15 protein-coding genes and 1 pseudogene are annotated in these 16,951 nt (G+C 58.9%); 6 read left to right on the top strand and 10 right to left on the bottom strand.

The genetic code is table 11. The features are described from left to right. Positions 1 to 7: 7 nt before the first annotated feature. Genes A3709_RS04515 through A3709_RS04525 form a run of 3 tightly spaced genes read right to left on the bottom strand, consistent with a single transcriptional unit; the run spans position 8 to position 2,418 of the window. A complete protein-coding gene (locus tag A3709_RS04515) occupies positions 8 to 424 on the bottom strand; it encodes a cytochrome c family protein (protein ID WP_066050670.1) in 417 nt (138 codons plus the stop codon). Next, on the bottom strand, positions 424 to 1,953 hold the full coding sequence (locus tag A3709_RS04520) for an FAD-dependent oxidoreductase (RefSeq protein ID WP_082849888.1): 1,530 nt from the start codon (positions 1,951 to 1,953) through the stop codon (positions 424 to 426). Before A3709_RS04520 ends, A3709_RS04515 begins: the two co-directional genes overlap by 1 nt. Before the next feature lie 9 nt (positions 1,954 to 1,962). Beyond that, positions 1,963 to 2,418 (bottom strand): MaoC family dehydratase, encoded by a 456-nt coding sequence (locus tag A3709_RS04525; RefSeq protein ID WP_066050673.1) that lies wholly within the window; start codon positions 2,416 to 2,418, stop codon positions 1,963 to 1,965. Positions 2,419 to 2,588: 170 nt separating this feature from the next. Here A3709_RS04525 and A3709_RS04530 point away from each other — a divergent pair, with 170 nt between their 5' ends. The 3 genes from A3709_RS04530 to A3709_RS04540 all read left to right on the top strand — a co-directional run bounded on the left by A3709_RS04530 (position 2,589) and on the right by A3709_RS04540 (position 8,024). Beyond that, complete coding sequence (locus A3709_RS04530; protein WP_066050676.1) at positions 2,589 to 3,404, top strand: mechanosensitive ion channel family protein; 816 nt, start codon at positions 2,589 to 2,591, stop codon at positions 3,402 to 3,404. Positions 3,405 to 3,579: 175 nt separating this feature from the next. Further along, positions 3,580 to 4,878 (top strand): efflux RND transporter periplasmic adaptor subunit, encoded by a 1,299-nt coding sequence (locus tag A3709_RS04535; protein WP_066050678.1) that lies wholly within the window; start codon positions 3,580 to 3,582, stop codon positions 4,876 to 4,878. Continuing rightward, complete coding sequence (locus A3709_RS04540) at positions 4,875 to 8,024, top strand: efflux RND transporter permease subunit (protein WP_066050682.1); 3,150 nt, start codon at positions 4,875 to 4,877, stop codon at positions 8,022 to 8,024. Before A3709_RS04535 ends, A3709_RS04540 begins: the two co-directional genes overlap by 4 nt. 17 nt (positions 8,025 to 8,041) lie before the next feature. Here the strand turns inward: A3709_RS04540 and A3709_RS24945 are convergent. The 5 genes and pseudogenes from A3709_RS24945 to arsC form a co-directional block, all read right to left on the bottom strand. Then, positions 8,042 to 8,365, bottom strand: a pseudogene (locus A3709_RS24945) (diacylglycerol kinase family protein); the annotation flags it as partial. 3 nt (positions 8,366 to 8,368) lie between these two features. Continuing rightward, entirely contained in the window at positions 8,369 to 10,216 is a 1,848-nt protein-coding gene (gene sppA / locus A3709_RS04550) for a signal peptide peptidase SppA (protein ID WP_066050687.1), read from the bottom strand. A 3-nt stretch (positions 10,217 to 10,219) separates the two neighbouring features. Continuing rightward, positions 10,220 to 10,591 carry a DUF2069 domain-containing protein gene (locus tag A3709_RS04555; protein WP_082849890.1) on the bottom strand — a complete coding sequence of 124 codons (372 nt, stop codon included), beginning with the start codon at positions 10,589 to 10,591 and terminating at the stop codon, positions 10,220 to 10,222. Then, on the bottom strand, positions 10,588 to 11,187 hold the full coding sequence (gene wrbA / locus A3709_RS04560) for an NAD(P)H:quinone oxidoreductase (RefSeq protein ID WP_066050690.1): 600 nt from the start codon (positions 11,185 to 11,187) through the stop codon (positions 10,588 to 10,590). The genes A3709_RS04555 and wrbA overlap by 4 nt, the downstream gene beginning before the upstream one ends. Then, complete coding sequence (arsC, locus tag A3709_RS04565; RefSeq protein ID WP_066050696.1) at positions 11,187 to 11,537, bottom strand: arsenate reductase (glutaredoxin); 351 nt, start codon at positions 11,535 to 11,537, stop codon at positions 11,187 to 11,189. Before arsC ends, wrbA begins: the two co-directional genes overlap by 1 nt. Positions 11,538 to 11,609: 72 nt before the next feature. Here arsC and A3709_RS04570 point away from each other — a divergent pair, with 72 nt between their 5' ends. From A3709_RS04570 to cysK, 3 genes are all read left to right on the top strand, one after another. Next, positions 11,610 to 12,854, top strand: coding sequence for a YihY family inner membrane protein (locus tag A3709_RS04570; protein WP_231871103.1), 1,245 nt, complete (start codon positions 11,610 to 11,612; stop codon positions 12,852 to 12,854). Then, a complete protein-coding gene (locus A3709_RS04575) occupies positions 12,851 to 13,330 on the top strand; it encodes a TlpA disulfide reductase family protein (protein ID WP_231871104.1) in 480 nt (159 codons plus the stop codon). The genes A3709_RS04570 and A3709_RS04575 overlap by 4 nt, the downstream gene beginning before the upstream one ends. Before the next feature lie 315 nt (positions 13,331 to 13,645). Further along, the gene (gene cysK, locus A3709_RS04580; RefSeq protein WP_066050704.1) at positions 13,646 to 14,632 is read left to right on the top strand and encodes a cysteine synthase A; all 987 of its coding nucleotides are present in this window, start codon (positions 13,646 to 13,648) and stop codon (positions 14,630 to 14,632) included. On the opposite strand, the gene A3709_RS04585 is transcribed toward cysK, so the two are convergent. Both A3709_RS04585 and A3709_RS04590 read right to left on the bottom strand, forming a co-directional pair. Beyond that, a complete protein-coding gene (locus A3709_RS04585; protein WP_066050708.1) occupies positions 14,633 to 15,604 on the bottom strand; it encodes a quinone oxidoreductase in 972 nt (323 codons plus the stop codon). A 3-nt stretch (positions 15,605 to 15,607) separates the two neighbouring features. Then, positions 15,608 to 16,951 carry an NTP/NDP exchange transporter gene (locus tag A3709_RS04590; protein ID WP_066050710.1) on the bottom strand — a complete coding sequence of 448 codons (1,344 nt, stop codon included), beginning with the start codon at positions 16,949 to 16,951 and terminating at the stop codon, positions 15,608 to 15,610.

Here is a 16,951-nt window from a genome sequence, read left to right on the forward strand (position 1 = left end):
CCGGCCTTCACTGCTCGACCTGCACCGCCGTCGCCTGCAGCAAATAGGCGATCAGGTCAGCCCGGTCCTGCGGATCCGGCACGCCCAAGCTCATCATGGTGGTATCCGGAAACATCTCCATCGGTGCCTCCAGCCACGCGTACATCAGCTGCGGTGTCCACACAAATTCGGCCTGGGCAAACGTCTCGGAGTAGTAGCGAAACCCTTTCTGCTTACCCGCGACCATTCCGAATATACCGCTCAGGTTGGGACCGTTATTGTGCCCCACATAGGCCTCTGGATAGTGACAGGTCCTGCAGGGGGCAAACACCAATCGCCCACGCTCGGCACTTCCCTGGGGCAGCGTGCTCGAGAGCTCGGGCAACTGCGCTTGTGCCACACCTGCGAACAGTGCCAGCGATATCAGCAAGACCATTCTTAACATCAACCCGCTCCTGCTGCGGCGCGCCCTGCCCGGCGGCCGAAAAAAGTTGCGTCGCCCAGCGAAAGACCACTGGCAATATAGGGCGCGGTAGGCAGCCCCGCGGTATTGCGTCCCGCGGCATACAAGCCGGGAATCGACTCACCGAAGCTGCTGATGACTTCGCCGTCGAGGCTGGTGTGCAGGCCGCCAAAGGTATGTACCGGGAAGAACGCCTTGTCGACGGACATGTCCCAGGCCTGGAAGGGTGGCGCCTGCAGCGGTCGCAAAAACGCCGACGCTTTGCGAAACATCGGATCCTCTCCCCGGGCGGCGAACCGGTTAAAGTAGGCGACCGTGTTTTGCAGGCTGCCGCGCGGCAGTCGCAGCTGATCTGCCAGGCCACCCACAGAGTTGCTCTGGGCCACCATCGGGAAGTTATCCTGATCGTAGCCAAAGGTGCTGAACTGGTCGGTAATCAGCCATGCCTGACCGCCCTGATGAAAGGCGATATGGTGACCGAGCACGCCATGGTAAGCATCCTCAGCCACAAAGCGCTGACCCACGTTATTGATTAACAGCCCCGCCAGCGTGTGTTCAGGCGGATAAATCGGCGCGATGGCAAACCCCTCGTGCATCCGCAATGCCGCAGCGCCTGCGGAAACTCCCATCTTAATGCCCTGCCCCTGATCGCCGGCATTGCCCCAAGGCACTGAGCAATCCGCCAGCTGCGGCGCATACAACTCGAGCATCTCCCGGTTGTGGACAAAGCCGCCACAGGCCAATACCACGCCGCGTAAGGCCTTGATTCGCTGGCGCCTGCCAGCGCCATCCTCTACCAGCATGCCGACCACGCGACCATCACTCTCGGTCACCAGGTGTTTCGCGGAGGTTTTGGTGCGTATTCTCACGCCCGCCGCGGCGGCCTTGGCAAGTAGCACCTCCATTAATTTGCGACCGCCATTCATGCCCCGCACACCGGGTACATGCCCGCGGGGAGCGGGCCTGGCAAGGTCGCGGGCAGGCCAGGCCTGCTCGGTGCCGGAAAAGTACAGGGACTCGTCGCCCATCGGCAGACCTTTGGCGGCAGTGAACCCCCCGCCGAACGGCACGCCCTGTTGCAGCAGCCAGTCAAAGTGCGCCACTGATTCCTCGCAGTACAGCTGTACCTTGGGGAGCGAGACGCCCGGGCCACTGACATCTTTAAGAAACCGGTACATCTCCACAACAGAATCGTCGATCTTGTTGGACTTTTGCAGTGCAGTGCCGCCACCTGCGTAGATAACGCCGCCTGACATCGCTGAACTGCCGCCCGGCTGCCCCAGTGACTCGATCAGCAGCACCCTGGCCCCGGCAGCAGACGCTTCCAGTGCAGCACAAATGCCTGCTGCACCGGAGCCCGCCACGAGTACGTCTGTCGTCAGATCCCAGCCACCAATCGAGGCCGCAGGCAGCGCAGCCGCACCCGCCGCGGCGGAGGTGACCACGGCTGCGCCGGCCCCGAGTAGGGCGCGGCGGCTCAGGCCTTTTGAGTGTTCGGGGGAATCTGACAAATCAGTCTCTCACGGAAAAAATCGGCTAATAGTATCTATGACACAGGCCGGGCGCTCGCCGCCCTCGATCTCGATGGTCATGCGTACCACCACCTGTACACCGCCCTTGAGCTCTTCGGCGCTAATGACTTCGCCCACGCCGCGAACTCGACTGCCGACGGGTACGGCGGCCGGGAAACGCACTTTCTCACAGCCATAGTTCACACCCATGGAAGTATTTCGCACCTCCATGATCTGCGGCAGAAACAGATTGGCCAGTGACAGGGTCAGGTAGCCGTGGGCAATGGTTGCACCAAACGGGCCTTCGGCCGCTTTTTCAGGGTCGACGTGAATCCACTGGTGATCGCAGGTTGCGTCGGCAAACAGATTGATACGCTGCTGGTCAATTTCCAGCCAGTCGCTGTGACCCAGCTGCTGGCCAACGGCCCCCAGCAAATCGGCGGGTTGTTCAAAAATGGTAGGCATTAAACGCTCTCTCCCTGACATGTGAATCAGCAGGACTATAGCACCGGCTGTCAGCTGATCTCAGCTCAGCCGGTTTAAGCAGATTCACCACCAGCTGCACATTGCAAAGAATAGGACCTCGTCTATAGTTTAAGAAGTCTTTTCCGATAAAAACCTAAGGAATCCGTTTTATGGACATGAATTCTGTCTTGGACGTTTACATTCTCCCCTGGGGAATCAAAATTGCGCTAGCGCTGGCCATTTTCATCGTCGGTCGCGCGCTGGTAGCCAGCGTTGTCGGCGTTGCCGACAAGTTTATGCGTGGCCGCGGCATGGACGACATTCTGGTGAAGTTCCTGTGCTCTATTCTGCGCTGGGTTCTTCTTCTGTTCGTTGTTATTGCCGCGCTCAGCCAGTTGGGCATCGACACCACCTCACTGGTGGCCCTGCTCGGTGCAGCCGGTCTCGCCATTGGCCTGTCGCTGCAATCCTCGCTGTCGAACTTCGCCTCCGGCGTAATGCTGATTATTTTCCGTCCGTTTACCAAGGGGCACTTTGTGGAAGTCGCCGGTACTTCAGGTTCGGTGGATGCGATCAGCATTTTCACAACCACGCTGACAACGCCGGATAACAAAGAAGTGATTGTTCCCAATGGCGCTGTGCTGGGTAACAATATCGTCAACTACTCTGCCCGGCCCACACGTCGGGTCGATATGGTCTTTGGTATCGGCTATGACGATGACCTGAAAAAGGCCAAGGAAATCCTCGAAGCCATCGTCGCCGCCGACGAGCGTGTGCTGGCTGAACCCGCACCGGTGGTTGCCCTGGGCGAGCTCGCAGATTCCAGTGTTAATTTCCTGGTACGGCCCTGGGTGAACGCTGAGGACTACTGGGGGGTACTGTGGGACACCACCGAGGCGGTGAAGCTGAAGTTCGACGAATCCGGTATCAGCATTCCCTACCCGCAGATGGACATTCACATGGATCAGGCCAACAGCGCCGACTGACACTGACGCGGGCGCAGCGAGCTGCGCCCGCCACTCCCCCCGGGGGTCCAGCAGGCTCCCCAAAGCGCTAATCCAGAACGTCCAACTCACGCGTAACTACCGGATATTACAAGTTTTTCACAGAGCGAAAAGGCGCGCTGTGGTATAAACAGGCCTTTCACTAACGGACGGATCCGTGGCTTCCATCAAAAAACAAACGCTAGTTTCTGCCTTGCTGCTTGGCGGTGCCGCTACCATCGCGGCCATACTTTTTCTGAACCGCCCCCCGGCGCAAATGGCCGAGCCCGAGTATCGGCCGGTAACCATTGATGTCGCCGTGGCCGTCAAGGAAACCATTAATGTTCACGTTCAGGCGCAGGGAACGGTGACCCCGCTGCGTGAAACGGCGTTGCTGTCGGAAGTCTCCGGACGCATTATCGAAACGGCCGAAAACTTCCTCGTGGGCGGATTCGTCTCCGAGGGCGATGTGCTCATGCGTATCGACCCCCGCGATTACCAGACCGACCTGCTCCGCGCCCAGGCCTCTGTAGAGTCTGCCGAGAGCAACCTGGCCCAGGAAAAGGGCCGTGCTGAAGTCGCCCTGCGCGAGTGGCAGAAACTGCCCGCCAATGCCCAGCGCAGTCAGGAAGCCAAGGACCTGTACCTCCGCAAACCCCAGTTGGAACAAGCCGAGGCTCAGTTGCTGGCAGCCATGGCTGACCTGAACACGGCGCGCGATCGCCTCGAACGCACCGTGATCAAAGCGCCCTACAACGCGATCATTCGCAGCAAGGACAGCGAACTGGGACAATTTGTCGGCGCCGGCACCCGTCTCGCCGCCGTATTCTCCGTCGACCAGGCCGAGGTGCGACTGCCCATTCCCCAGAGCAAGCTCGATTATCTGGCCCTGCCGGGTGTGTCTGGGTACGACGATGGCGCCAGCATCGATCTCTACACCGACGTAGCCGGTGAGGTAAAGCATTGGCCTGCGCGCCTGCATCGCACCGAAGGTGTGTTTGATGAACGCTCCCGGGTGCTTTACACCGTGGCCCGCGTCGATGATCCCTACGCCCTCAACACCCCCGATCGTGAACCTCTGCGACTGGGCACGTTCGTGAACGCCGATATTTCAGGTCGTAACTTCGACGACATCGTCGCCCTGCCCCGTTATATTCTGCGCGCCGGTAATCTGGTCTGGGTCATCGACGAAGACAATCTGCTGCGCAACCGCAGAGTCGAAGTTCTGCGTACCGGCGGCGACACCATTTACGTTAGCGCCGGCCTGGATGACGGCGATCGTGTCTCGCTGACGTCGCTTGACGCGTCACTCATTGGCACCAAGGTAGAAATCAACTCCAGCACCGATAGCGATGTACTCAATGGCGGCGGTGAACCTGTCATTCCGGAAGAAACGCTGGAGGACCTTTTTCAGGACCCCCTGGAAGGTACACTCGAAGGCACGCTCGAGCCTGTTGCAGCGGCGGTCGCTGAATGAGCACACAGGATCAGTCACGCTCAGGCATTATCGCCTGGTTCGCGCGCAACCCGGTTGCCGCCAACCTGTTAATGCTCATCATCATCACCGTCGGCCTCGGCAGCGCGTTCAGTATCCAGCGCGCCATTTTCCCAGCCTTCGACTTCCAGGTGATATTCATCAATATCCCCTATCCGGGAGCAGCGCCCGAGGAAGTTGAACAGGGCCTGATCATGAAGGTCGAGGAGGCCATTAACGACCTCGACGGCATTAAACGTATTGAATCCGACTCCCTGGAATCCTTCGGTCGGGTGATTATTGAACCCCAGGACGGCGTTCCCATAGCCCGACTCTATAACGATGTCCAGAATCGCATCGACGGTATCAGTACCTTCCCGGCCGATGCTGAAGAGCCGATTCTCATCCAGCCAGACCTGCTGTTCGCCGCTGTCACCATCCAGATCTCAGGCGCTCTTGATGAGCGCAGCATGAAAGCCCTCGCGGATGAAGTACGTCGCGAACTGCTGACCTTCCCAGAAGTCTCTTCAGCAACAGTGGTCGGTGCCCGCGATTACGAGATCTCCGTGGAGATTTCCGAGCCACTGCTACGCGAGTACCACCTCACCCTGGCCGAAGTGGCAAACACCATCTCGGTATCGTCGCTCGACCTGCCCTCAGGCTCGGTACAAACCCGCAATGGCGATATCATGCTGCGCACCCTGGGCCAGGCCTACGTACAGCAGGACTTTGAGAGCATCGTCCTGAAAACCTGGCCAGACGGCACACGCCTTATGCTCGGGGATATAGCGACGGTGCGCGACGGGTTTGTCGACGGCTCTGGCTATGCCTCTTTCAACGGGGAATACTCGCTCGGCATCAACGTGTTCTCCATGGGCAAGCAGGACATCGTCGAAACCGCCAAAATCGCCAAGGATTACGTCGCCCAGAAACAAGCTTCTCTGCCCGATGGCGTAAAGCTCGATATCTGGGCCGACACGACTTACTACCTCGAAGAACGTCTGGGCATGATGGTGAAAAACCTCGCCGTGGGCGCTCTACTGGTATTCATCACCCTGGCCCTGTTCCTGGAGATTAAACTGGCCTTCTGGGTCATGATAGGTATTCCCGTTTGCTTCCTGGGCGCCATGGCCATCATCAATACGCCCTATATCGATTCCAGTCTCAACATGATCAGCCTGTTCGGCTTTATCCTGGTGCTGGGTATCGTGGTCGACGATGCGATCATTATGGGTGAAAGTGCCTATTCGGAAACCGAGGCCCACGGGCACAGCGTCAATAATGTGATTAATGGCGTTTACCGTGTAGCCACTCCCGCTACATTCGGGGTACTGACGACGATCGTCGCCTTCACACCAACGTTGTTCGTACAAGGTGTGTTCGCACCCATGCCCGCAGCGATGGGCTGGGTAGTGATTCTTTGCCTGGTGTTCTCGCTGATCGAATCCAAGTGGATTCTTCCGGCCCACCTGGCCCACAGCCGACCGACGAAGAACCCTATTCTGCTCTCTATCGACAACGTCCAGGAAAAAGTAAATGCGCGGCTGCGCCACTTTATCGACAATCGCTACCGCCCCACGGTAGAGCGGTGTGTGGCCAATCGCTATGTCACCCTGGCGAGCTTCCTTGCCGTCTTCATCCTGTGCGCGGGCCTGGTGCTAGGCGGGGTCGTCAGAACCGTGATATCGCCCCACACACCGGGTGAATTTGTGCAGGTCGAGCTAAGCATGCGCGACGGCACGCCGGAAGAGCGCACCGTCGAAGCGGTACAGACCATTGTGGCAACGCTGCACGAAGTTGACCGGGAATACCGCCGCAAGAACAACACCGATGCAGGCCTCGTTGCCCATGTGGGCGCCTTCGCCTATGACGACACTGAAGGGCGTATCGACATCGAGTTGACCAAGCAGGACACGCGCAGGCTGTCCAACGAAGAGGTGATCAGCAGGGTTCGTGACAAGTTGGGCATTATCCATGGCGCCGACGTACTGGGCTTCCAGTCATCTGACGGCCCTAACTTTGGTCCCGAAGTTTCCTTCGACCTGATGCACCCGGACTTCAATGCGCTGCGCAAGGCATCCGAGGAACTGGTTGAACACCTGCGCAAGTACGATGGACTCAGTGACATTCGCAACGGCGCTGCCGACACACGTGAAGAGTTCCATATCGATCTGCTACCCGAGGGCGAGGCGTTGGGCCTGACCCGCTACGAACTCGGCAGCCAGGTCCGACATGCGTTTTACGGGGCCGAGGCACAGCGCATCCAGCGGGGCATTGATGAAATCAAGGTAATGGTTCGCTACCCGATCGCCGACCGTGAGACCGTCGCCAGCCTGGACAACATGTATATCCGCACGCCCTCGGGTGACGAGGTGCCGTTCGATACAGTAGCCCAGATCAACACCCGCGAAGGTCTGCAGAAAATCACTCGCATCAACTTCCGTCGCGCCGCCGAGGTTACCGCCGAGGCCGACACCACGATTGTTGAGCCCGCCAAGGTCATGAGCGAGGTGATCTCGGATGTTCTGCCTGAGTTAGCGAAGAAATACCCCGGCCTCACCTGGGATAAATCAGGCCTTGCGGACGAAGAGACCAAGATGGTGACGAGCATGCTCATCGGCTTTGCGCTGTCCATGTTTGGCATATACGCACTACTGGCTATCCCGACCAAGTCCTATTTACAGCCGCTCATCATCATGGGTGTGATCCCCTTTGGCATGATTGGCGCCGTGGTCGGCCACTGGATTTTCGGCCACGCCATCAGCATGATGTCGCTAATGGGCATTATCGCGCTGTCGGGCGTGGTGGTGAATGACAGCCTGATTCTGGTCGACTATGTGAATAAGGCCGTCGCCCAGGGCCGCGACAAATACCAGGCAATCATCGAGGCCGGCTGCCGCCGGTTCCGCGCGATCATGCTCACCTCGATGACCACATTCCTGGGTCTGTTCCCGATGCTGCTGGAGCGCAGCGCCCAGGCGCAGTTTATGGTGCCAATGGCGATTTCACTGGCCGTAGGTATTGTCTTCGCAACAGTCATCACGCTGCTGCTGGTACCGAGCCTGTATATGATTCTTGACGACCTGGGCAGGCTGTTCAGCGATGCCGACGAGTCGCCGGCAGCAGCTGAAACCGCCTCGGTCAGATAGGGAAGGAAAAGCAGCGTGCCAATGATCACGGCACCCAGTGCCGTGACCAGAACACTGGCGGCAGCCACGTCCTTGGCCTTGCCGATCAACGGGTGGTGGTCAGGCACAGCAGCATCGCATAGATGCTCCAGCGCAGTGTTAAGCCCCTCCGCCAACCACACGATTGCGATCGTCAATACCAGGACCTGCCAGTCGCTGCGGCTCAGCTCCACCAGCCACCCCAGCGCCACCACTACCACGGTAGCGGACAGGTGAATCTGGGCATGGGGTTCAGCCAGCAGGGTCTTGACGCCACGCAGTGCGTGGCCAAAGCTGATTACCCGCTGCGAAAGCCAACGCAAAGCTTACTCCACCACTGAACAGCCGAGGCACTTATAAAACATATTGCGCGGGTCCTGCAGTGACTGGATTTCAGTCACGGCCTGAACCACTGGCTGGGACACACTGCGCAACACCGAAACGATCTCGCTACCACCCAACACTGCGGGCAGCGCCACGCGCTCGCTCAACTGCTGCCAGAACAGCTCCTTGGGTGACAGCTGTGGCTGTACAAACTCAAGTTCATACGCCTCCAGCTCGGCCATCGCCGCCGCTGATGCAATGGCATCGTGGAGGCCACCGAGATGGTCAACCAGCCCGTTCTCCAGTGCCGCATCCGCGCTCCACACACGCCCCTGGGCTACCTCCTGGACCTCGTCAAGGCTCATGCCACGCCCTTCAGCAACGACCGCCAGGAAGCTGTCATAGGCGTAGCCAACGCCTGCATCCACCGCTGCCTTGATCTCATCGCTGGGCGTGCGGTCAAGGCGCAAATAGCCTGCAATATCGGATGTCGCAACACCATCGGTGTGAATGCCCAGTTTCTTGAGGGATCCCTCCAGCGTGGGGAACGCGGCAAAAACACCAATGCTGCCGGTAATGGTTGTGGGCGTTGCCCATATTTCATCCGCATCTGCGGCAATGTAGTAGCCGCCGGACGCTGCTACTGCACCCATCGAAACTACCACTGGAATGCCACTGGCCCGCGCTTGGAGAACGCGTTCCCGAATAATTTCAGAGGCAAACATGCTTCCGCCGCCGGAATTGACCCGCAGCACAATCGCATCCGCATTGCCCTGCTCGACGGTATGACTGATGAGCGAGGCGAGGCTATCACCCCCGATGGTGCCGGGCGGCTGCTCCCCCGGCATGATATTGCCCTGGGCGGTTAGCACCGCAACCCGCCCTTCCGGGATGCCCGCATCACTAACCGGTCCCTTGCGGGAGAGGTAGTACTCGAACTCAACGGCCTCGTAATGGCCCTCATCATCCGCCACGCCGACCATTTCAACCAACCATTCGTTGGCCTGGCCACGCGACAGTAACTGATCGATCAGGCCCGCATCGAGCGCATCCTGCGCGGTATCCCCTGAGCCATTAATCATGCGCTGCGGCAAGCCGTTGACGTAGGCGTTCAGGGCACCCGGTTCCAGTTCACGTCGCGCCTCTACCTGGGCGGTGTAATGGGCCCAGATGTCATCCAACCAGACCTGCGTAGCTTCTTTCTCAATGGGCGACATATCGTTTCGCATAAACGGCTCTACGGCAGACTTGTGCTTGCCACGCCGGAACACGTGCATATCGACTGACAGTTTTTCCAGCGCTTCGAGATAGTAATTGTGGTAACTGCTGAAGCCTTCTATCGCGACCCCGCCGAGCGGGTGGGCGATGATCTCGTCGGCATAACTCGCCAGCAGATACTGATTCTGGGTATAGAAGTCTGCTCGTGCAGCAATCGGCTTGCCCGTGGCCTTGAAAGCCTCCAGGGCTTTGCCGATTTCACCCGTACGGGAGATACCCAGACCGGCGAGACCGCCCAGTTCCATCACCATGGCGTTGATCGCAGGGTCCTCAGCAGCGGCCTCAATCGCGTCAATCACATCCTGTAGCAGTACTTCGCGATCGGCAGGGCTCTGTTCACCGACCAGAGCCACCATGGGATCCACGGGGCGCTTCTGATCGACAATACTGCCCACAGGATTCAACAACAGCGCTGCCTTTTCCGGCAAAGGCTCGGGGCCGCCACCAAAGTAAACAAAGTAAATGATGGCCAACATCGCCAGAAACAAAAGATTGGCAAGCCCCAGACGTACCCAGGTAATGGCCTTCCAGATCCCGCCAAAGAAACGCCGAATCAGCGAGGGTTTACTCATACTTTACTCTCCGTGACCTGCAGCTGTGGCTGCAGCTTCTTTCAGTTCCCGGGCGCGCCAGCGCACATACATCATCGCTGAGATAAACAGAATGACGACAGCGACCATACCCGAGATCGCCACCGGGCTGCCCGGGTCTGCAAACAGCGCGACCACCAGGCGCATAAAGTACAGCAGCAGCACAAAACACAACCAAATATAACTGCGCAGGTTGTCCCGCCACATGCCCGGAACAAAAACTACCAATGGCACAAGAAAAGCCACCCAGACGATCCAGGGTGCGGCACCCATCCACAGTTCCAGTACCTGTGCAGTTAAGAGTACGAAATAACTGAGCCAGACGATTACCCGGGTGCGCTCGGTAACGGAACTCATAGGCTTTCTCCTCCAGCCAGCCGCGCAACGCGTGCCCCCAGGGCACGGCACAGGGCAGCTTCATTATCGTCCAGAGCGCGGTCATTTTGAGGACCCGCCCAATGAGATGCACCGTAGGGTGTGCCGCCCGAGGTCGCGCTCATCAGGCCGCGCTCACTGTACGGCAGCCCGGCCAGCACCATACCGTGGTGCAACAACGGCAACATCATGCTCAACAAGGTGGATTCCTGACCGCCATGCATACTGGAAGTCGAGGTAAATACAGCCGCCGGCTTATCGATCATCGCCCCGGAGAGCCACAGGCTGGAGGTCTGGTCGATGAAGTACTTGAGGGGCGCGGCCATATTGCCGAAGCGCGTGGGGCTTCCCAGCACCAGGCCGGCGCAGTCGCGCAGATCGTCGGCGTCGCAGTAGAGCGGGCCCGACTCGGGGATATCATCCTCGGTCTGTTCGGTGGTCGCGGAGATCGCCGGGACTGTGCGCAGCCGGGCGCTAACGCCCGACACCGATTCGACACCCCGCGCCACCTGTTTCGCCATCTCGGTGGTGGCGCCGTGACGCGAGTAGTAGAGCACCAGTACGTACGGGTCCGCCATCAGTTGATGAGGTCCAAAACGTTTTCAGGGGGGCGGCCCAACACAGCCTGATCGCCGCGAACCACAATCGGGCGCTCGATCAGTTTGGGGTGGCTCGCCATCGCCGTAACAATGTCTGCGTCACTGGAATCTTTACTCAAACCGTTCTCTTTGTAGGCATCCTCGCCCTTGCGCACCAGCTGCGCTGCCGTGAGATCGAGCTTGGACAGGAGAGCGCGGATTTCGGCCTCGTCGGGCTGAGTCTCCAAATAGAGCACCACTTCGGGATCTATGCCATTTTCCTCCAACAGCGCCAGGGTGTTACGCGACTTGGAACAGCGCGGGTTGTGGTAAATGGTGAATTCGCTCATGGGAGGCTCCGAAGACTGTATTGATCAGGCCACGAAGTATATCAAAGGGGTTTACCCGGGGGGCCATCATTCATGCATAATAACCAGATGCAACCGTATCAGGACATTCTGCGTGGGGCCTGGCAAAGAACTCGCTACCTGCTCTCGCGCTTCAAGGAAGACCGCTGTTCAGAGAACGCTGCGGCACTGACCTACATGAGCCTGTTTGCCATGGTGCCCCTGCTCACCGTGCTGTACACCATGGCCTCCGCAATTCCCACGTTCCAGGGCCTGGAAGAGCAAATGCAGGAATTTTTGTTCCAGCATCTTATGCCCGACACCAGCTCCGAGGTGGAAACCTATCTGAGCGAGTTTTCCCGCCAGGCCAAGAACCTCACTGGGCCGGGTATTGTCTTTCTGGTCATTACCGCCGTGCTGATGCTGCGCAACATCGAGAAGGCATTCAACCTGATCTGGCGGGCCCGCGAAAATCGCAGTGCGGTTTCCAGCTTCCTGCTCTACTGGGCCGTACTCAGCCTGGCACCGGTGGCATTGGGCCTGGCACTGGGCATAAGCACTTATCTCGCGTCGTTTTCCCATGTACTCGACGAGTACGACATATTTGGTGCCAAGGCGGTCCTGCTGAAAGTCTCGCCGTTAGTTCTCAGCACACTGTCGTTCACGCTACTTTACATTGCCGTACCCAATTGCCGGGTGCCCTTTAAGCACACGCTGGTTGGCGGCCTCGCGACAGCGCTGGCTTTCCACGCTGCCCGTGCCGTATTCACCGACCTGGTGGTGGGCTCAAGCTATACGTTTATCTATGGCGCTTTCGCTGCAGTGCCGCTTTTTCTGTTGTGGATATACCTGTCGTGGAACATCGTGCTGATGGGCGGCATTCTGGTACACAGCCTGTCGGCCTACCAGGACGAAGAACAGGCCTGCCGGCCGAACGTGTTAAAGGCCCTCGATGTGCTGTACCTGTTCTGGACCAAGCAGCAGGCGGGCGACACCGTGCGCGAAACCGAGCTGCTCAACAACAGCCATCTCGTCACCCGCGGCCTGGACAGCGTCACCTGGCGCGAACTGCGCGACATCCTGATCGAACAACAGGTCATCACCCAAAGCGATCGCGGTCACTACCTGCTCGCACGCGATCTGCACTCGGTGCCCTTCTGGCAACTGAAAACCTGGGTTAACGATGAACAACCCCTGGAGCGGGAAGACATTACTGCCGACATGAACTGGCAGGAAAACGCCTACCGTCTGCTGCGCGGCCAGCGTCACCAGCAGCGGGAACTGATGCACATGAGCCTAGTGGAGTTATATCAACAGTGAAGACCCTCGCCACCCTATTCCTCGCCATCGTGGTCGCCGCCTGTAGCGCAGAACCTCCCGCCGAATCCCAGGCGCTAAAGCTGGAAAATTACAAAGGCCAGTGGCTGGTTATTAATTACTGGGCGGAGTGGTGCAAACCCTGTATCAAGGAGATTCCGGAGCTGAACGCTCTCGATGCCAAGTACCCGCAGGTAGCGGTGCTGGGCGTCAATTATGACGGCGCAACCGGTGTCCCCCTCGCCAAGCAGGTCAAGGAGTTGGGGATTGAATTTCCCATTATGGCCAAAGACCCAGCCGCACTGCTGGGTGTAGAGCGCCCCGTGGTTCTGCCCGCCACATTCATTCTCAATCCCGATGGCCAACTGGTTCACAGCCTAGTAGGCCCGCAGACGCTGGAAGCGCTGGCCATGGCCACGGGCCAGGTGGCGGTGCCGGTTGAAGACCCTGCCTCAACAGAGACCAGCGAACTGCCCTGATTGAGCAACTAACGCTGTCAGGGCGTATTTCCCAGACAAAAAAAACGCTCCCCCTTGCGGGGGAGCGGAATGCACACTTCATCTCAAAACAAAGGGATATGAAACCTGGACGGATCCAGTAAGTAGCAGCACTGGAGTCTCATGTAGCGCCGCAACTATAAATTAAGACCGGGCCCATTCGGCTTAGTTCAAAATATTTCTGAGAAAATTTCGCGAGCGCGAAATCGCGTCTAAACATAGACAGAAACCCCCGCCAGTACTAGGCTTTGCCTGTTTCGCCCGCCCCGCGGGTTCTCGCTTAATAAGGACATCAAAATGAGCAAAATATTCAACGACAACGCCGAAACTATCGGCCGCACGCCCATGGTGAAGATAAACCGACTGGGCCCCGAGGGTAGCACCATCTACGCCAAGCTCGAGAACCGCAACCCCGCCATGTCGGTGAAATGCAGGATTGGCGCCGCCATGGTGGACCAGGCCGAGAAAGATGGAAGCCTCAAACCAGGCATGACCATTGTCGAACCCACAAGCGGCAATACCGGCATTGCCCTGGCTTTTGTGGCCGCAGCCAAGGGCTACGGCTGCATCCTGACCATGCCCAACTCCTTTAGCCTGGAGCGCCGCATGCTGATGAAGGCCCTGGGCGCAGAAATTCGCCTCACCGACGCCACCCAGGGCATCGCCGCCGCGATTGGCGCTGCGGAGGAGATCATTGCCTCCGACCCGGACAAATACTGGGGCCCGCACCAGTTCGAGAACCCGGCCAATCCGGCCATCCACGAACAGACAACGGGCCCGGAAATCTGGGGCGACACGGAAGGCGGCATTGACATTCTGGTCTCCGGCGTGGGTACCGGCGGCACATTGACCGGCACCTCCCGCTATATCAAGAACACGCGTGGCAAGGCCATTACCACCGTGGCGGTTGAGCCTGACACCACTACCATGATTACTGCCTCACTGGCCGGCGAAGAGCCCACTCACGCCCCCCACAAGATCCAGGGCATTGGTGCGGGCTTTGTCCCCGCTAATCTGGATCTGGACATGGTCGATGCCGTTGAGCAGGTGACCAGCGATGAAGCCATGGCCATGGCACATCGCCTCATGCAGGAAGAAGGCATTCTGGCGGGAATTTCCTCCGGGGCAGCCATGGTAGTGGCAGACCGCCTGGCCCAGCGTCCGGAAAACGCCGGCAAAACCATCGTAGCGATTCTGCCGGATTCGGGGGAGCGCTACCTGACATCTCCGCTGTTCGAAGGCAAGTTCTCCGACAACGAAACCGTGCAGGCGACCATTACCTGATCAAGGCAGGATGACGGTAGAACCCGTTGTCTTGCGTCCTTCCAGATCGCTATGCGCTTGCTGTATGTCACCAAGCGCATAGCGCTGATTGATCTCCACTCGAATATCACCCGCCATAATACGATTAAACAGGTCTGTGCTGGACTGCTGCAGCTCTTCTGCTGTGGCGGTATAGGTGACCATGGTGGGCCGGGTAATATACAGAGAGCCCTTGGCGGTAAGGGTTTGCAGCTCCAGCGGTGCAGGCGCACCCGAGGCATTGCCAAAGCTCACCATCAGCCCGCGGGGCCTCAGGCAGTCCAGCGACATATCGAAGGTGTCAGCCCCCACCCCATCGTAAACCACCGGCAACATCGCGCCGCCGGTGATCTCCATCACCCGCTCAACCACGTTCTCGGTGCGATAGTTGATCACATGCGCATAGCCGTGCGCGCGTGCCAGCGCCGCCTTTTCATCAGAGCCCACGGTGCCAATGACCTTGGCGCCGATGGCAGCGGCCCACTGACCAAACAGCAGTCCGACCCCGCCGGCGGCAGCGTGGAACAGGCAGTATTCATCGGCCTGGAGAGAGTAGGTACGCTGAATCAGGTACTCGGTGGTCTGTCCCTTGAGCAGGGAGGCAGCGGCAGTGTCGAAATCAATGCCATCGGGCAATGGCACGAGGCGCGCCGCAGGCAGGTTAACTGCCTCTGCATAAGCGCCCAGGCCCGCTGAACAGTAGCCAACCCTGGTTCCCACAGGCAGATCAACACCCTCACCCACCGCCTCAACGACCCCAGCTCCTTCACCGCCCAAGCCAGTCGGCAACGGCAGCGGGTACAGACCGCTGCGGTGATAGGTATCAATGTAATTCAGGCCTATGGCGTGATTGCGGACCGTAACCATGCCAGTACCCGGGGCTTCCAGAGGCTCGTCAACCAAGTGCATGACTTCCGGCCCACCGTTCTCGGAGATACTGACGCGCTTAACCATAATTTATTCCTGCTGCTGTTCGTTTTTCTGGGCCGCCAGTATCCGCGCGCGCTCGCGCACAATCAATAAGGCCAGCACCAATCCCGTGGCCGCCATCAGCGCTGCAGCGGGGATAAAGTCGGTAGACTGCCAGCCCAACCAGTGCAGCCCAGCAAAAATGATTCCAGCCTGCAGCATATCGCCGAGGCGCTGACCGAAGGGGTCGATTACCGCGCGCGCCTCGTACTTTTCCTGACGGGACAGCGGCAGGTAAAGCATTTGTCTCGCGGTATTCTGCAGGGAATAGTCCAGGCTATTCTCGGCCACCTTGAAATAGCGGAACCAGCCCAGTATCGGCAACAACGCCAACGAGGCGTAGCCGAGAAAAACAATACAGGGCGTCAACAGAAAGGCCACAGCTAAGCCACCCATTCTGATCAGCCGGGACACCGCAAAATACTGGATGAGAACGCCGAGCAAATTCACCGTGAAATAAAACCCGCCGTAGAAACGACCAACGTACGTCCCCTTGTCGACGGCAATGCTGCCATTGGCACTGCCTTCGGCGTACATCTGCTCAAGAATGGCAGACAGCAGATATTCGCCTGTGGTGTTCACCAGATTAAGCATGATGACAAACGCCGCCATTAACAGCAGATAGCGGCGACTCAACACCAACTGGAAGCCGGCGAAGATGGAAGGATGGCTGGTCTGTTCAGTAGCTTCAGTGGCACGCGATTCACTGGGCACCGAGAGCGTCGCCCACCGCGCTGGCAGTGCGGCAACGGCCAGGGTGACCGCGCCCGCAATCATCAGGCCATAGGCGCTCATGTAGTTAACCAGTTCGCGCGACAAGGCCGACCCCACCCAGGCTCCCAGCGAAGCCCCCAGTGCGACAATAACGAACAGCCGCTCCCCTGCCTCGCGGCTGTAGAGCTCAGAGGCAAATGCCCAGAACTGGGCGATGATGAGCACGCTATAGGCGCCCAGCCACACAAAGTAAGGCACCGATATCGCCATGCCGGCCTGTCCCGCCGCGGCGAATGCAAGCAGGGTAGCCACGCACACGACACTGACAATGCGCATATAGCGGTAGCTGTCGAACTGGCGGGAAAACTTGCCATAGATGGGAATAAACACCAGCAGCAATAGCGCCTGTAGCGCCACCGCATAGCTGCGAATCTCCGCCGTGCCCTCGGTGAGGATCAGCATCTCCCGCGCAGGCTTGAGGAGATACGCGGTGAAGAGAATGAGAAACAGCGTGGCAAACATGGCCAGCACACCGCGCAGTTCGCCCGGGCGCAGTTCCACACCGAGCAGCAGCGTCTGGCGCAGCCAGCCACCGCCGGCGGGAGACGAGGTCGTCAC

The sequence above is a fragment of the Halioglobus sp. HI00S01 genome, from assembly GCF_001635445.1.
GTDB classification, from domain to species: Bacteria; Pseudomonadota; Gammaproteobacteria; order Pseudomonadales; family Halieaceae; genus Halioglobus; species Halioglobus japonicus.

What these genes read in the sequence shown, in the direction of transcription:
- A3709_RS04515 (WP_066050670.1), bottom strand. Translation starts at nt 424, where the DNA reads ATGTTAAGAATGGTCTTGCTGATATCGCTGGCACTGTTCGCAGGTGTG.
- A3709_RS04525 (WP_066050673.1), bottom strand. Translation starts at nt 2,418, where the DNA reads ATGCCTACCATTTTTGAACAACCCGCCGATTTGCTGGGGGCCGTTGGC.
- A3709_RS04530 (WP_066050676.1), top strand. Translation starts at nt 2,589, where the DNA reads ATGGACATGAATTCTGTCTTGGACGTTTACATTCTCCCCTGGGGAATC.
- A3709_RS04540 (WP_066050682.1), top strand. Translation starts at nt 4,875, where the DNA reads ATGAGCACACAGGATCAGTCACGCTCAGGCATTATCGCCTGGTTCGCG.
- sppA (WP_066050687.1), bottom strand. Translation starts at nt 10,216, where the DNA reads ATGAGTAAACCCTCGCTGATTCGGCGTTTCTTTGGCGGGATCTGGAAG.
- A3709_RS04555 (WP_082849890.1), bottom strand. Translation starts at nt 10,591, where the DNA reads ATGAGTTCCGTTACCGAGCGCACCCGGGTAATCGTCTGGCTCAGTTAT.
- wrbA (WP_066050690.1), bottom strand. Translation starts at nt 11,187, where the DNA reads ATGGCGGACCCGTACGTACTGGTGCTCTACTACTCGCGTCACGGCGCC.
- arsC (WP_066050696.1), bottom strand. Translation starts at nt 11,537, where the DNA reads ATGAGCGAATTCACCATTTACCACAACCCGCGCTGTTCCAAGTCGCGT.
- A3709_RS04570 (WP_231871103.1), top strand. Translation starts at nt 11,610, where the DNA reads ATGCATAATAACCAGATGCAACCGTATCAGGACATTCTGCGTGGGGCC.
- cysK (WP_066050704.1), top strand. Translation starts at nt 13,646, where the DNA reads ATGAGCAAAATATTCAACGACAACGCCGAAACTATCGGCCGCACGCCC.
- A3709_RS04585 (WP_066050708.1), bottom strand. Translation starts at nt 15,604, where the DNA reads ATGGTTAAGCGCGTCAGTATCTCCGAGAACGGTGGGCCGGAAGTCATG.